We start from the raw sequence: 14,744 nt of genomic DNA, 5'->3' as shown, positions 1-14,744 counted from the left end.
GTCCAATGGACGGGGGCTTCCCTGTGTGTGCGGCGGAAAACGGCTTACAGCTTGCCGAATTCTTCCCGGGACGGCGTGTACTTGTTGTCGTCCCCATACTCGTAGATGCCGATGGAGGCTTCCGTCGGGTCGCCGGCGTCGGAGAAGGTCACCGGGCCGGACTCGCCGTCGTAGTCGATGTCCTTGCCGTTGCGGAGCAGCGTGACGCAGGACGCGAAGTCCGTGCACTTCTCGCCGCCCTCGGAAACCGCCTTGAGCTGCTTGGCGATCTCCACACCCTTGGTGCTCTTGGCGGCCTCGGATGCCAGCGCAATCAGGTTCACGGCGTCGTAGGACTCACCGGCGTAGCTGTAGTCCTTCAGCGCCGGATCGATGGCCAGGAGCTTCTTCTTGAAGTCGTCCTTGGCGAACGTGCCGGGAATAGTTCCCTGCGCGCCCTTCAGCGTTCCGGCCTTGAAGTCCTTGCTGTAGTCGGACGTGTTGCCGTCCACCATGAACAGCTGCGTGGCCTTGATGCCCTTGCCGGTGATCAGCGGAACGATGCTCTTGGCCTGATCGAAGGTGATCAGGGCAATGGCGTCCGGCTTGGCGGCGATGACCTTGTCCACCTGACTGCTGAACTGCGAGTCGCCCTCGTTGAAGAGTTCCTCAGCCACAACCTGGCCGCCGGCTGCTTCGAAGGCTGCCTTGACGTTTTTTGCCAGGCCCGTGCCATAGGCATCGTTCAGGACAATCATGCCAACGGTCTGGGCACCGCAGGTGGCCATGTAATTGCCGAGCACCTTGCCCTGCAGCACATCGGACGGGGCGGTCCGCCAGTACAGGCCCTTGTCATCCCAGGTGGTGAAGTCCGGGGACGTGTTCGCGGGCGAGAACTGGATGACGCCGGCGCCCGTTATCTGGTTGATCACGGTCTTGGACACACCCGAGGATGCGGCACCGATGATGGCACTGACATTCTGGCCGAGGAGCGCCGTGGTGGACTGCGTTGCAATGTCCGTCTTGGTATCACCGGAGTCGCGGTGGACCACCTGGATCGGCTTGCCGAGCACGCCGCCGGCCGCGTTGACTTCCTTGACACCGAGATTGACACCGGCGATTTCGGGCGGGCCGAGGAACGCCAGCGACCCCGTCGTCGGCAGGAGCGATCCAATTTTCAGCGGTGTGGGAGTGGTGGTGGTTGCTGCCGGCACGTTGCCGGTCTCGGTGGAGCTGCTGGTTGCCCCGGCCGTGGCACTGGGAGCAGGGCACGCGATTCCGCCTGCCGCTGCGGAGGATTCGGTCGCGCTTGGGGTGGAACCGCCACCACAAGCCGTGGCCATGAGGGCGACGCCGATGCCAAGCGCTGTGAGCTTGGCCACCTTGGGCGCCGCCTGGGGGAGTGCAATCATTTAGAGTCTCCTCGATCGAAAGGTGCGAACGGCCTTTGATGCGATGTTTGGTCAGGGGTTCCTGAGCTAAATTCAAGCTAATCCAATTCGAGCGCGAACATAAGTGACTAAGGTCACATCCTCATAACACTCGTTGCATATTGGAACACCAGCGACGCGGAGGAGAAAAGCAGTACCCCAGGTGGGACTCGAACCCACAACACGCGGATTTTAAGTCCGCTGCCTCTGCCAATTGGGCTACTGGGGCGCCCGGTCAATGGTATCGCCTCAGAGGGCCGCCAAGGGCCCGGCATACCGGAATGTGCCGTGGACCCCGCCGGGCCACAGTGCGAGGGGCAGGAGCTGGAAGTGGTCGCCCCAGCTGGTGTCGGGCGCCTCCACGCCCAGGGACGACGCCGGGACGAACCCGAACCGGGGGTAGTACTCGGTGGATCCCAGCAGCGCGACGCCCTTCTCCCCCGCCGCGTTGGCGCGGATGACCGTTTCGCGCATCAGTGCCGAGCCGATGCCGTGACGCTGCAGCCGGGGCGTCACGGATATGGGCCCGAGGCCAAGAAGCTCGAGGTCCTCCACCCACGCGCGCGTGCTGATGACATGGCCCACGATTTCGCCGTCGAGTTCGGCGACGACGCTGAACTCCGGCAGGTATTCCTCGGCGACGAACAGTTCGCGGAGCACCTTGACCTCAACGGGCTCCCCCTCGACGGGAAGCCCGGTGACCGGGGAAACGGCGAAGGCCTCGGCAGTCAGCGCGAGGAGGGCGTCCCGGTCACCTGGTTCCTCGCTGCGCAGGTGCACTTCCCGCACCGGTTCCGGCTCCGGGGCGTTGGCTGCCGAGAGCTCGGCCAGGACCTCCAGCGCCCGCGCCGAATCCGCGACCGGCACCAGGAGGTGGTCGTGGTGGAAGCCGGCCAGAACGTTGCAGCTGATCCTGGCCTGGGTCAGCGCTTTGCTCACCGCCGCAGTCAGCCCCACCGCTTCCAGTGCCGAGTGGACCTCCAGGGTGATCCAGGCCGCCACGAAGTCGTAGGACAGCCCCAACCCGTCCGCCTCGGCGCGGGGCAGGACCACCGTAAGCCCCTCCGCTTCCCGGACGGCGGCCTCGATATGCCCCGCCAGGGGCCTGCCGTGGGGCCACAGAACGTAGACGTACTCGCCTTTCCGGAGCACCGGACGCATCGAGGCAAGGAGGGTCTGGAGGTTCTTTTCACCCGTCATGGGGCCAGTCTATGGGTGCCCGCCGGGCCAGCAGGGAAAACCCAGCCAAACAACGAAGCGGCCGTTCCCCGGAAAGGGAACGGCCGCCGTCGTTATTTTTGCCTGCCTGGGCCCACACTGCCGAGCGGCCCCAATCGAGCTTGCGAGATTGGGGAGGCAGTGGGGATTACTTGGCCTCGGCGGTGACGGGATCCTTGGCGCCGCCCTGGGCAGGGGCTGCGGCCTTCTCCGCCGGAGCCGGCGCGGCGGGCGCTGCCGGCTTGGGGGCCGGGGTGGCAGCGGCCACGAAGGCGCCGCGCGGGTTGTCCAGGTCCAGCAGCTGGGTGGTGTCCCGGCCGGCGAAGAAGCTCAGGATCCAGTTGAAGACAACACGGAACTTGCGCTCGAACGTCGGCATGGCCATGCCGTGGTAGCCACGGTGCGCCAGCCAGGCGAGGGGGCCCTTGAGCCCGATGCGGCCGAGCAGGTTGATGTTGGCAACACCCTTCCACTCGCCGAAGCCGGCCACAGCACCAAGGTTCTTGTGCTTGTAGTCAACCAGCGGCTTGTTCCAGCGGGAAGCCCACAGGTTCTTGGCGAGGCGCTTGGCCTGGCGCAGCGCGTGCTGGGCGTTCGGAACGCAGGTGCCGTCGGGGAGGCCGCCGCCCGAGAGGTCGGGAACCGCGGCGATGTCACCGGCAGCCCAGGCGTTCTCGATGATGCCTTCGTCCCCGGCGATGCGCAGGTCCGGCAGAACGCGGACGCGGCCGCGCGGCTCCAGCGGGAAGTCGGTGGAGCGGACCATCGGGTTGGCCTGCACACCGGCAGTCCACACGAGGGTGTCGGTTTCGAATTCCTGGGCCGGGGTCTTGTCCGGCAGGTTGATGAGCTTGAGCGAGCCCTCGGCGTTGTCCAGCGAGGTGTTCAGCAGGACCTCGATGCCGCGGCTGCGGAGGTGCTCCACAACCCATTCGGCCTGCGGCGCGGTGACCTCGGGCATGATGCGGCCCATGGCCTCGACGAGGACGAAGCGGACTTCCTCCTGCTTGACGCGCGGGTTGTTGCGGACCGCGGCGCGGGCGAGGTCTTCCATTTCGGTGATGCACTCAATGCCGGCGAAGCCGCCGCCCACCACGACGAAGGTCAGGGCACGGGCGCGCTCGGCGGGGTCGGTCATGGTGGAGCCGCGCTCGATGCGGTCGAGGACCTTGTTGCGCAGTGCAACGGCTTCCTCGATGGTCTTCAGGCCGATGCCCTTGTCCGCGAGGCCCTTGATCGGGAAGGTGCGGGTGATGGCGCCGGCGGCCAGCACGACGTCGAAGTACGGAACCTCGAAGTTCCCGCCACCGTCAGCCGGGGCAACCACTGCCGTGCGGTTGGCGTGGTCGATGGAGAGGACGCGGCCCTGGATGAGCTCGGTCTGCTTGAGGTGCTGGCGGTGCGAAACCACTGCATGGCGGGCCTCGATGTTGCCGCCGGCCACTTCCGGCAGGAAGGGCTGGTAGGTCATGTAGGGCAGCGGATCGACGACGGTGACGATGCCGCCTGCGTTCGCGATCTTCTTCTGCAGTTTGAGGGCTACGTAGAGGCCGACGTACCCGCCGCCGACGACGAGCACACGCGGACGATCCTGGAGCTGTGGGGTGGTTGCCATAACTCCAGAGTACAGTAGTTTGTGAAAATCTTCACTAACTGGTGCGGTCGGCCCGGTCCACCCGGGTTATCGCGCCGGTATCCGGCTCCTCCGGCCCCCCGGCCGACGCCCGGTAGGCGCGCCGCAGCTGCACCGTCCCGGCCGCAATAATGGCGATGAAGAGCGCACCGAAACCGATGACCACGGCCGCAGGCAGTGCACTGTCCAGCTGTGACGGAGGGACGGCCACCGGCACCGTCGCCTTGGGCAGGGTGGCCCGCGGGGCGGGCGCCTCGGCCGTCGGCTCGGGGGCCGGTGTTTCAAGGTTCCCGCGCCGGTGGACACGGATCCAGTCGGCGATGGAGCCGAGCGGGTTGGCCTTCGTTTCGGCAACGTCGTCCTTGAGCGCTGCCTCCGCGTTGAGGACGCCGAAGCCGTACAGCGGGTCCTTGCCTGGCGTGCCCTCATCCTTGGCGGTGGAGACGATCCTGTTGATGACCTGCCTGGCGCTCATCTCCGGCCACTTGGAACGGATCAGGGCGGCAACACCAGAGACGATGGGCGTGGCACCGGACGTGCCGGCCCATTCCGCGTAGCTGCCGCCGGGCAGTCCGCCGGCAAGCTTCTCCGCGGGCGCGGCCACACCGATGCTGATGCCCTGGGAGGAGGAGTCGGTGCTCGCCTGGCCGTTCCGGGCCAGGCCAGCGACGGTCAGCACGCCGGGGATGGTGGCCGGTGCCCCCACCTGCACGTTGCCGCCCACCCGGTTGCCGGCCGCGGCCACGATGACCACGTCCTTCTGCTCGGCGTACAGGAACGCTGCGTCCCAGCTTTGCGGCCACTCCGGGGACGTGCTGCCGAGCGAAATGTTGATGACTTTGGCGCCGTTGTCCACGGCCCAGCGCACAGCCTCCGGGATCTGGTCCTGGTCGCTCTTGCCGCCGGGGTTGGCTGATCCCAGCCACGTGGACACAGAAAGGATCTGGGCTTCGGGCGCCACGCCCATGATGCCGTCGGGCATGGTTTTGGAGGCGGTGGCACTCGGGGAAGGCTTGGCGCTGGCCGTCGTTTTCTTTGGCGGCTGGTGCCCGCGGCCGGCCAGCATGGTGGCCACGAGCGTGCCATGCTCAGGCTTGGCGCCGATGCTCTTCTCGCCGTCGGAGTCTCCCGCGCCGGAGACGTCGTGGCCGCCTGCCAGCACCCCCTTGAGGTCGGGATGGTTGCCGTCGACGCCGCTGTCGATGACGGCCACCTTGACGTTGGCGCCCTTGGACACCTCCCACGCCTTGGTGATGCCGGCTTCCTTGAGCCAGTATTCCTTGTCCCGCCAGGTGTCTGCCTGGGCGGCGGGTGCGGTGGCGACGGCGGACGCGGCGATGCCACCGGCAAGCACCGCGGACAGAAGGGCCGAGACCGTCCGGCGAAGCCGGGCTGTTGCTCTGGTCATGCAGGATCCAATACTCGGTTTAGCTTCGTGCCTCGGCACTCAGGGCAATTCCGTCCAGAATATCGTGCTCGCTGGCGGTGGCCGTAATGATGCGGCCGGCGGTGAGCTCGCCCATGCGGGTCAGGATGCGCCGCCACACCAGGGCGCCGGCGCCGATGACGTCCACCCGGCCGGGATGCATGTAGGGCAGTTCCGCCCGCTGCGCGCGCGGCATCTGGAGCAGGTCGGTGGCTGCGGCCTGCACGGCGGAGATGGAGAGTTCGGCGCCATGGATGGCTGCAGGCAGGTATTCGGGCAGCTTGAGCGCGTGCGCCGTGATGGTGGTGATGGATCCGGCAACCCCGACGACGGCGGTGCTGCGTTCCAGGGGCACGTCCAGCCGCGCTTCGGCGATGGCGGCGTCGACGTCGGCCTCCGCTGCGGCGATCTGTCCTGCCGTGGGCGGGTCCGACGTGAGGTGGCGCTCGGTCAGGCGGACGCAGCCAATGTCCACGGACCGTGCGGCGATGACGCCGTTGGCGTCGCCAAGCACGAACTCGGTGCTCCCGCCGCCCAGGTCCACCACCAGGACCTTGTCCTCCCCCGAGATGGGCAGCACGCTGCTGGCACCGGCGAAGGACAGCGCAGCCTCCTCGTGGCCGGAGATCACTTCGGGCTCCACGCCGATCAGGTTCCTGATGCCGTCGACGAACACCTGGCGGTTCCTGGCATCCCGGCTGGCGGATGTGGCCACGAAGCGGACTGTCCGGGCCTGGTACTCGCGGATGAGTGCGGCGTAGTCCGCCGTGGCAGCAAATGTGCGCTCCAGCGCCTCGGGCGCCAGCTCTCCGGTGGCATCCACGCCCTGGCCGAGCCGCACCACCCGCATTTCGCGCACGACGTCGGTGAGCTTCACCGCCCCGTCGCTGCGGTCGATGTCGGCGATGAGCAGGCGGATTGAGTTCGTTCCGCAGTCAATGGCGGCCACCCGGGTCATGCGCCTGCCTCCGTCTTTCGGGATTCAGTGGTGCCTGCATCTGTCTTGGATTTGCGGACGGGCGCCGGACGGCCGACGATGTGCGGCAGGCCCTGCGGGCCGTGGCGGCTGAGGTCCCGGGAGGGCGCCTCGCCGGCGGCGTCCCAGGCACCCTCGCAGTAGCAGCGGTCCGCGGTCCACCATTCGCTGATGGCTGCGATGGCCTCGTCCCCCAGCGGATTAACTCCCGGCCCGGCGGCCAGCGAGTGTCCCACCAGGACGTGCAGGCACTTGACGCGGGTGGGCATGCCGCCGGCGGAGACGCCGTCGATCTCCGGGACGGCGCCGATGCCTGAGCGCTCCCCGATCTCGGAACGGGCAGCCAGGTAGGCCTCATGGGCCGCCCGGTAGGAGGCTGCCAGGGTCTCGTCCGCGGCCAGCCGGTCGTTCATCTCGTTCATGAGCCCGCCGGCCTCGAGCCGGGAGACCGCCGACGTGATCACGGGGTGGGTCAGGTAGAACGTGGTGGGAAAGGGAGTCCCGTTGCTCAGGCGCGGCGAGGTTGCCGCCACGAGGGGGTTCCCGCAGACGCAGCGCGCCGGGATTTCCACAACGTCACGCACCGGCCTCCCCAGCTGCCGGCTGAGCACATCAAGGTCCTGCGCTGAGGGCTGCCGGGATTCACCGGGGGCGGTTGCCGTGTTGTCGTCCACTGGCGTGGCCGTCCTTCCTGCCCGGATCTGGCTGCCCCGAAATTCCGGTAGGCAGTCCCGCGGCGGGCGCCGCTAGTCTGTTGCCGAGCGCCTGATGGACTCCCAGAGGGAATCAACCCAGGGCACCTCGGCGGGGTCTTGTCTTTCTGCTGCACTGGGCTGGCTGCCTGCTGCGCCGGCCGGCAGGTCGCTGCCGAATACCCAGTAGCCGGTCTCTCCCGGCATAACCATGTTAATGCGGTCCCGTGCCTGCTGCTTGACGTAGTTGGGGTCCTGCCAGCGCGAGACCTGCCGTTTGAGGTTGTCCTGATTCGCCTTGCTGTCCGCGATGTCCGATTGCAGGGCCGCGATTTCCGCCCTCTTGTCGATGAAGATCTTCACCGTGGGAGCCAGCATGATCGTGATGGCCACCATCACCACCGCCAGTGCCAGCATGCGGCCGGAGAAGGCTTTGGCCGGAACGGGGTCGAGGTTGTCTGCCTCGGCTTTTCCGGACTTCGTGCGGCCGGTGGCGGTCTTCCCGGCTGCGGAGCTGCCTGTCCTGCCGGCTCCGGCTTTCGCGGCAGCGCTGGTCGGTGACCCTGCGCCGGCGGTGCCCGTTGAGCCCGGAGTCCTGGGGCCAGCCTTTGGGCCGCCGCCGGCCCTGCCCTCCTTGGGTCCGTGTCCCGTTTCGTGGGTGGTGTGCGCCGGACGCGGGCCGCCGAAGTCCGCCTGGATGACGTCGCCGCCCGCCTCGCGGGCGGCGGACTGCTGTGCTGGTGGGGTCACCCTGGGAACTTTGGGACGGCGGGTAGCCATGACACTCCTGTAACGTGTGGCGCCAAAAACAAAACCGGTGGCTATGGTCTTTCCACCATAGCCACCGGTCAGCTGTTTCTTGGGCTACTAGGCCTTGAAACGCGGGAACGCGCTGCGGCCGGCGTAGCGTGCGGCGTCGTCGAGTTCCTCTTCGATGCGCAGCAGCTGGTTGTACTTGGCGACGCGCTCGGAGCGGGCCGGAGCACCGGTCTTGATCTGGCCGGCGTTGGTGGCAACGGCGATGTCGGCGATCGTGGTGTCTTCGGTTTCACCGGAGCGGTGCGAGGTGATGGTGGTGTAACCGGAGCGCTGGGCGAGGGACACCGCGTCCAGGGTCTCGGTCAGCGAGCCGATCTGGTTGACCTTGACCAGCAGGGAGTTGGCCGTGGCGGCGTCGATGCCCTGCTGCAGGCGCTCGGGGTTGGTGACGAACAGGTCGTCGCCCACCAGCTGGACCTTGTCACCGATGGTGTCGGTGAGGATCTTCCAGCCTTCCCAGTCGTTCTCGTCGAGCGGGTCTTCGATGGAAACCAGCGGGTAGTCGGCAACGAGTTCGGCGTAGTAGGCGCTCATCTCGGCGGAGGTCAGGGACTTGCCTTCGAACTGGTAGGCGCCGTCCTTGAAGAACTCGGAGGAGGCGACGTCCAGTGCCAGGGCGATGTCGGTGCCCGGGGTGTAGCCGGCCTTCTGGATGGCTTCCTGGATCAGGTCCAGGGCAGCGCGGTTGGAGGGCAGGTTCGGGGCGAAGCCGCCCTCGTCGCCGAGGCCGGTGGCCAGGCCCTTTTCGTTCAGTACGGACTTGAGGTTGTGGTAGACCTCAACGCCCCAGCGCAGGCCCTCGGAGAAGGTCTCGGCGCCGATGGGGGCGATCATGAATTCCTGGATGTCGACGTCGGAATCCGCGTGCGAGCCGCCGTTGAGGATGTTCATCAGCGGAACCGGCAGGACGTGGGCGTTCGGGCCGCCGAGGTACTTGTACAGCGGCAGGTCAGCGGAGGCTGCTGCCGCGTTGGCCACGGCCAGGGAGACGCCGAGGATGGCGTTGGCGCCCAGCTTGCCCTTGTTGGCGGTGCCGTCCAGGTCGATCATGGCCTGGTCGATGCTGCGCTGGTCGGTGGCGTCGAAGCCGGTCAGGGCCGGGGCGATCTGGTCGATGACTGCGTCAACGGCCTTCTGGACACCCTTGCCGAGGTAACGGCCCTTGTCGCCGTCGCGCAGTTCAACTGCTTCGTGCTCGCCGGTGGAGGCACCGGACGGAACGGCAGCGCGGCCGATCTGGCCGTCGGAGAGGAGAACTTCAACTTCTACGGTGGGGTTGCCACGGGAATCGAGGATCTCGCGGGCGTGGATGGCATCGATAAGCGCCATGGATTTGCTCCTTGTGGGCGATATTACGGGGGTTTCTAGCAAAAAATCTCGACGTCCTCGTCAGGGACTAGCGTAGTCGAGAGTGGTGCACGTTACGGAAACCTATCCAGAACCCGGACGTCATGATCCGGGTTCGGAAGTTTCAAAGGTGGCGGTTCTGGTAGCGCCGCACTGCCCCGCGGAGGGCGCGTTCGGCGTCGAATCCCCTGCTCCGGGCAGAATGTACGACGGCGAGCAACAGCTCGCCGAGTTCGGCTTCGGTTTCCGGGATTTCGGCAGGCCCAACCGCCGGGGACAGTCCTGCACGCTCTGCCCGGTCCAGGGTTTTCTGGGCCTGCGCCAGTGCGGGGAGAGCCACCGGGATGCCCTCGAACGGCGTGCTGCGCTGCGGGCTTTCGGCCTTTTTCACGGCATCCCACTTGAGCACGATCTCCTCCACCGTTGCGGGGAAGGAGTCCTGGAGGGAGCCGTCGGGCCGAAAGACGTGCGGGTTGCGGCGGATCATCTTCTCTGTGAGGCCACGGGCGACGTCGCCGAAGCCGAACACCCCGCGTTCCTCGGCGAGCCGGGCGTGCAGCACCACCTGGAGCAGTACGTCGCCCAGCTCGCCTTTCAGTTCAGCCTCGTCCTCGCCCGTCTCGATGGTCTCGGCCACTTCATAGGCCTCCTCCAGCAGGTATTCCACGAGCGACTCGTGGGTGAGGGCGCCCATCCAGGGGCAGTGCTCGCGGAGGGCGGCAATTACCCGAATAAGCTCCCCCACTTCGGCGGCGGGTTCAGGCTGCCGGGGGGTTTCAGCCAAGGTCGCCGTAGGCGTCGTTGATGTACTCCACGAGGGCTTCCTTTTCCTCGAGGGGAAGGAAGGACGCCTCGGCTGCGTTGAGCGTGAGCTCCAGCAGGTCGTCGAGGTCGTAGTCGAAGGTTTCCACCAGCAGCTCGAACTCGTCCGTGAGCGTTACACCGCTCATGAGGCGGTTGTCCGTGTTAATGGTCACGTTGAAGCCCAGCTGGTACAGCATGTCCAGCGGGTGGCTTTCGATCCCCTCTCCGAAGCCGGCAATGGCACCGGTCTGCAGGTTCGAGGACGGGCAGATCTCCAGGGCGATGCCGCGGTCACGGATCCAGCTGGACAGGTTGCCGAGGGTGACCAGGCCAATGTTGTCGCTGTCCTCGTCGTCGGCGGAGTCCTCGTCGAACTCCACCATGATGTCCTCGGCGATGCGGACACCGTGGCCCAGGCGCAGCGCGCGGCCGTCGACCAGGGCGGACTGGATGCTTTCCAGCCCGGCGGCTTCGCCGGCGTGCACGGTGGCCGGGAAGTTGTTTTCGGCCAGGTAGGTGAAGGCGTCGCGGAAGCGCGAGGGCAGGAAGCCGTCCTCGGCGCCGGCGATGTCGAATCCGACGGCGCCCTTGTCGCGGTGCCGGACGGCGAGCTCGGCGATTTCCTGGCCGCGGTCGGCGTGCCGCATGGCCGTGATCAGCTGGCCCACCTGGATCTCGCGGCCGGTCTGGGCCACCGCCTCGACCCCGGCTTCGAGGCCTTCCTGGACGGCCTCGACGACCTCGTCCAGCGTCAGCCCCTTCTGGAGGTGCTGCTCAGGTGCCCAGCGCACCTCGCCGTACACCACGCCGTCGTCCGCCAGATCCTCCACGAACTCCTTGGCGACGCGGAACAGCCCTTCCTTGGTCTGCATCACCGCGACCGTGTGGTCAAAGGTCTCGAGGTAGCGGACCAGTGAGCCGGAGTCTGCGGATTCCCGGAACCACTCCCCCAGGGCAGTGGGGTCGGTGGAGGGGAGGGTATGACCCACTGCTTCAGCGAGCTCAATGATGGTGGCCGGGCGCAGGCCGCCGTCCAGATGGTCGTGGAGGGATACCTTGGGCAGGCTCTTCAGGTCGAAGTCAAGGGCAGGGGCGGCGTCAACGATAGGCTCAGTCACGTACCAACTCTAGGGTTGGACCAGCGGCAATGCCAACGAGGCGGGCGGATGTCCGGACCGGCCTTGGGCCAGCGCGAACGCACAGTTGTGGCCCCGGATCCGGGTGGAAATGGGGCCACAACTGTACGTTCGCGCTGGGCGGGTTCTGCTGTGCCGCCTGCTAGGCCACGCGGCTGGTCTGTTCCGGGACGTCGCTCCCGTCCTGCACGGCGCCCTCGTCCGCGACGGCGGCGTCGTGGCGGCCGAGCCGCTTGTGCCACCACCGAATGGCGTGGTCGATGATGACGCCCAGGATAATGGCGAACACCACGGCGATGCCGGCTCCCAGCAGCGGGTTGTGGTGGAGCCACGGGAAGGAACTGGCCACGAGGCCGATGCCTATCGAATAGCCCACCCAGGTGAAGCAGGCGAAGGCGTCCAGCACGAAGAACCTGCGGTGGGGGTATCCGGTGGTGCCAGCCACGTAGTTCACGGCGACGCGTCCCCACGGGATGTAGCGGGCGGTGAAGATGAGCACGGCGCCGCGCTTCTCCAACTCGTAGCGCGCCCAGGCAAAAACCTTCTGGACCTTCGGCCGGCGCATCCATTTCCAGCGCTCCAGGCCGATCTTCCGGCCCAGCATGTACGCCATGTTGTCCCCGGCCATGGCGCCGGTCAGGGCGGTCAGGCCGAGGATCCACAGGTTGGGCTCGCCGCTGTGCCGGGAGAAGGCCGCAAGTGCCACGATGAGGGTCTCGCTGGGGACCACCATCGCGAACCCGTCCACGAAGAAAAAGAGCAGAAGGACGGGGTAAATCCACCACTGACCCGCTGCATGGAGCACGGCCTCATTAATAAACTCCACGCGGGGATGCTCCTAGGGAATATGGCACGACGGGAAGTGACGCAAATCGCTCTTTAGTGTCGCATGGCCGGAGGATAGTCCGCTACGCCCTGATTGGAAAGTCAACTTTCCCGGAACGGATCCCGGACGCGGTTGCGCAGACGGTTGATGCCGAGGTCCACCAGGATGCCCAGCAGAATGGCGCAAACAATGGCAATTACCGCTCCGAGCAGGTGATTCTCCTCGAACCACTGGCCGAAGAACAGCCCAATCGCCACCGAATACGAGGCCCAGAGGGTGGCGGAAAGCACAGTGAGCCCGATGAACCGCGGATGCGAGTAGTGGGTGGCACCGGCCGTCAGGTTGACCGCCACCCTCCCGATGGGAACGAACCGTGCCACGAGGATCAGCGACGCCGGCCGCTTGCGCAGCTCCCGGCCGGCCCACCGGAATGCCCGCTGCATCCGCGGCCCGCGCATCCACGCCCAGCGCTGGATGCCCACACCCCGGCCGATGAGATAGGCGGCGTTGTCGCCGGTGAAGGCGCCAAGTCCGGCCACGGCAGCCAGCAGCCACGGATTGGGAACATCCGCCGTCGCGGCAACGGCCGCCAGCCCCACGACCACCGATTCACTGGGAATGGGCGGGAAGAAGCCGTCGATGACGCAGCAGGCCAGGACGATGAACAGGACCCAGGGCTGGCCGGCGGCAGCCAGGATGAAGTCATTGATGGCCTGCACGGTCAGGCGATGCGGTCGATGATGAGCTGCTGCGCGGGCCGGGAACCTTCCGGCGCGATCGTCAGGGCGTGCTCGAGCGCTTCCTTGGCCCGGGCAAACTTCTCCGGGGTGTCCGTCAGCAGGGTCATCAGTGGTTCACCGGCGCGCACCACTGCGCCGGGTTTGGCGTGCAGGCGGACGCCCGCTGCTGCCTGCACCGGGTCCTCCTTGCGTGCCCGGCCGGCGCCGAGCCGCCAGGCCGCCACGCCCACGGCCAATGCGTCGAGCTCCACGAGGACGCCGTCGGCGGGCGCGTAGATCGTCTCCGACTCCCGGGCCACGGGAAGCTTCGCCTGCGGGTCTCCGCCCTGCGCCCTGATCATCCTGTTCCAGACGTCCATGGCCCTGCCGTCCTTGAGGGCCGCGGCGGGATCGGCCTCGGGTACGCCGGCGCACCGAAGCATCTCCTCGGCGAGCCTGACCGTCAGTTCGACAACGTCGTCCGGGCCGCCGCCGGCCAGGACCTCAACAGATTCCTCCACCTCGATGGCATTACCTGCGGTCAGGCCCAGCGGTGTGCTCATGTTGGTCAGCAGCGCAACGGTTTCCACCCCGGCGTCCTCGCCAAGCGCCACCATGGTCTCGGCGAGTTCCCGTGCCTTGGCCTCGTCCTTCATGAACGCCCCGCTGCCCACCTTCACGTCGAGCACCAGCGAGCCGGTGCCCTCGGCGATCTTCTTGCTCATGATCGAGGAGGCGATCAGCGGGATGGCCTCCACCGTGCCGGTCACGTCCCGGAGCGCATAGAGCTTCTTATCCGCCGGAGCCAGCCCCGCACCTGCGGCACAGATCACGGCGCCCACGTCCTGGAGCTGGGCCATTATCTCGTCATTGCTCAGGGCCGCGCGCCAGCCTGGAATGGATTCCAGCTTGTCCAGCGTGCCGCCGGTGTGGCCGAGCCCGCGCCCGGACAGCTGCGGCACGGCCACGCCGAACACTGCCACAAGTGGCGCCAACGGCAGGGTGATCTTGTCCCCCACACCTCCTGTGGAGTGCTTGTCGCTCGTAGCCTTCACGCCGCCGTCGGGCCGGCGCAGGCCGGAGAAGTCCATCCGCTCCCCGGAGGCGATCATCGCCGTCGTCCACCGGGAAATCTCGCCATGGTCCATGCCGTTGAGCAGGATGGCCATGTTCAGCGCGGCCATCTGCTCGTCAGCGATGACGCCGCGCGTGTACGCGTCGATGGTCCAGTCGATCTGCTCGGCGCTAAGCGTCCCCCTGTCGCGCTTGGTGCGGATGATGTCGACGGCGTCAAAAGCCTCGGTCTTCTGGGTCACCGAATTTCCTCCAGGTGTTCGGGGCCAAATGCGTCGGGCAGCACCTGGTCCATGGTCTTGATGCCCTGCGTGGTCATGAGCTCCATGCCGGGTGCCCGGAATTCGTACAGGAGCTGCCGGCAGCGCCCGCAGGGCATGAGGACATTGCCGGCCCCGTCCACGCAGTAAAAGGCGCGAAGCAGGCCTCCACCGGTCATCTGCAGGTTTCCCACGAGTGCGCACTCGGCACATAGAGTCAGGCCGTAGCTGGCGTTTTCCACGTTGCAGCCGCTCACGATGCGGCCGTCCGCGGTGAAGGCCGCAGCCCCCACCGGGAACTTGGAATACGGCGCGTAGGCGTTCTTCATGGCATCCACGGCGGCGGCCTCGAGGGCCTTCCAGTCGATGATGATGTCAGGGTCGTTGGCGTTGCTCTCCACGGAT

Annotated in this window: 14 protein-coding genes and 1 tRNA gene; all 15 read right to left on the bottom strand. The window is 67.0% G+C overall.

Annotation, left to right across the window (positions count from 1 at the left end; all coding sequences use genetic code 11):
• Positions 1-44: 44 nt before the first annotated feature.
• The 15 genes from ACFUTU_RS10290 to ACFUTU_RS10220 all read right to left on the bottom strand — a co-directional run bounded on the left by ACFUTU_RS10290 (position 45) and on the right by ACFUTU_RS10220 (position 14,740).
• Positions 45-1,391, bottom strand: coding sequence for an ABC transporter substrate-binding protein (locus ACFUTU_RS10290; RefSeq protein ID WP_377963816.1), 1,347 nt, complete (start codon positions 1,389-1,391; stop codon positions 45-47).
• Positions 1,392-1,564: 173 nt separating this feature from the next.
• Positions 1,565-1,638, bottom strand: a tRNA-Leu gene (locus ACFUTU_RS10285).
• A 20-nt stretch (positions 1,639-1,658) separates the two neighbouring features.
• The gene (locus ACFUTU_RS10280; RefSeq protein WP_377963814.1) at positions 1,659-2,609 is read right to left on the bottom strand and encodes an N-acetyltransferase; all 951 of its coding nucleotides are present in this window, start codon (positions 2,607-2,609) and stop codon (positions 1,659-1,661) included.
• A 166-nt stretch (positions 2,610-2,775) separates the two neighbouring features.
• Entirely contained in the window at positions 2,776-4,242 is a 1,467-nt protein-coding gene (locus tag ACFUTU_RS10275) for an NAD(P)/FAD-dependent oxidoreductase (RefSeq protein WP_377963812.1), read from the bottom strand.
• Between the two features lie 34 nt (positions 4,243-4,276).
• The gene (locus tag ACFUTU_RS10270; protein WP_377963810.1) at positions 4,277-5,668 is read right to left on the bottom strand and encodes a S8 family serine peptidase; all 1,392 of its coding nucleotides are present in this window, start codon (positions 5,666-5,668) and stop codon (positions 4,277-4,279) included.
• A 19-nt stretch (positions 5,669-5,687) separates the two neighbouring features.
• Entirely contained in the window at positions 5,688-6,644 is a 957-nt protein-coding gene (locus ACFUTU_RS10265; protein WP_377963808.1) for an exopolyphosphatase, read from the bottom strand.
• The gene (locus ACFUTU_RS10260; RefSeq protein WP_377963806.1) at positions 6,641-7,336 is read right to left on the bottom strand and encodes a DUF501 domain-containing protein; all 696 of its coding nucleotides are present in this window, start codon (positions 7,334-7,336) and stop codon (positions 6,641-6,643) included. The genes ACFUTU_RS10265 and ACFUTU_RS10260 overlap by 4 nt, the downstream gene beginning before the upstream one ends.
• Before the next feature lie 72 nt (positions 7,337-7,408).
• Positions 7,409-8,134 carry a septum formation initiator family protein gene (locus tag ACFUTU_RS10255; RefSeq protein ID WP_377963804.1) on the bottom strand — a complete coding sequence of 242 codons (726 nt, stop codon included), beginning with the start codon at positions 8,132-8,134 and terminating at the stop codon, positions 7,409-7,411.
• Between the two features lie 87 nt (positions 8,135-8,221).
• The gene (gene eno / locus ACFUTU_RS10250) at positions 8,222-9,502 is read right to left on the bottom strand and encodes a phosphopyruvate hydratase (protein WP_377963802.1); all 1,281 of its coding nucleotides are present in this window, start codon (positions 9,500-9,502) and stop codon (positions 8,222-8,224) included.
• 142 nt (positions 9,503-9,644) lie between these two features.
• Entirely contained in the window at positions 9,645-10,214 is a 570-nt protein-coding gene (locus ACFUTU_RS10245) for a MazG nucleotide pyrophosphohydrolase domain-containing protein (RefSeq protein ID WP_377963828.1), read from the bottom strand.
• An 82-nt stretch (positions 10,215-10,296) separates the two neighbouring features.
• Positions 10,297-11,442, bottom strand: a complete 1,146-nt coding sequence (locus tag ACFUTU_RS10240; protein ID WP_377963800.1) for an adenosine deaminase — start codon at positions 11,440-11,442, stop codon at positions 10,297-10,299.
• A 160-nt stretch (positions 11,443-11,602) separates the two neighbouring features.
• Complete coding sequence (locus tag ACFUTU_RS10235) at positions 11,603-12,286, bottom strand: DedA family protein (protein WP_377963798.1); 684 nt, start codon at positions 12,284-12,286, stop codon at positions 11,603-11,605.
• A gap of 101 nt (positions 12,287-12,387) precedes the next feature.
• Positions 12,388-13,005 (bottom strand): DedA family protein, encoded by a 618-nt coding sequence (locus ACFUTU_RS10230; protein WP_377963796.1) that lies wholly within the window; start codon positions 13,003-13,005, stop codon positions 12,388-12,390.
• 2 nt (positions 13,006-13,007) lie between these two features.
• A complete protein-coding gene (locus tag ACFUTU_RS10225) occupies positions 13,008-14,321 on the bottom strand; it encodes a thymidine phosphorylase (protein WP_377963794.1) in 1,314 nt (437 codons plus the stop codon).
• Positions 14,318-14,740, bottom strand: a complete 423-nt coding sequence (locus ACFUTU_RS10220) for a cytidine deaminase (RefSeq protein ID WP_377963792.1) — start codon at positions 14,738-14,740, stop codon at positions 14,318-14,320. The genes ACFUTU_RS10225 and ACFUTU_RS10220 overlap by 4 nt, the downstream gene beginning before the upstream one ends.
• Positions 14,741-14,744 lie beyond the last annotated feature (4 nt).

Origin of the sequence: Arthrobacter sp. NPDC057388 (assembly GCF_042668165.1) — a bacterium.
In the GTDB taxonomy this organism is placed as follows: domain Bacteria; phylum Actinomycetota; class Actinomycetes; order Actinomycetales; family Micrococcaceae; genus Arthrobacter.
The sequence above is the reverse complement of the archived record's forward strand: the minus strand, read 5'-3'. Positions and strand labels throughout refer to the sequence as shown.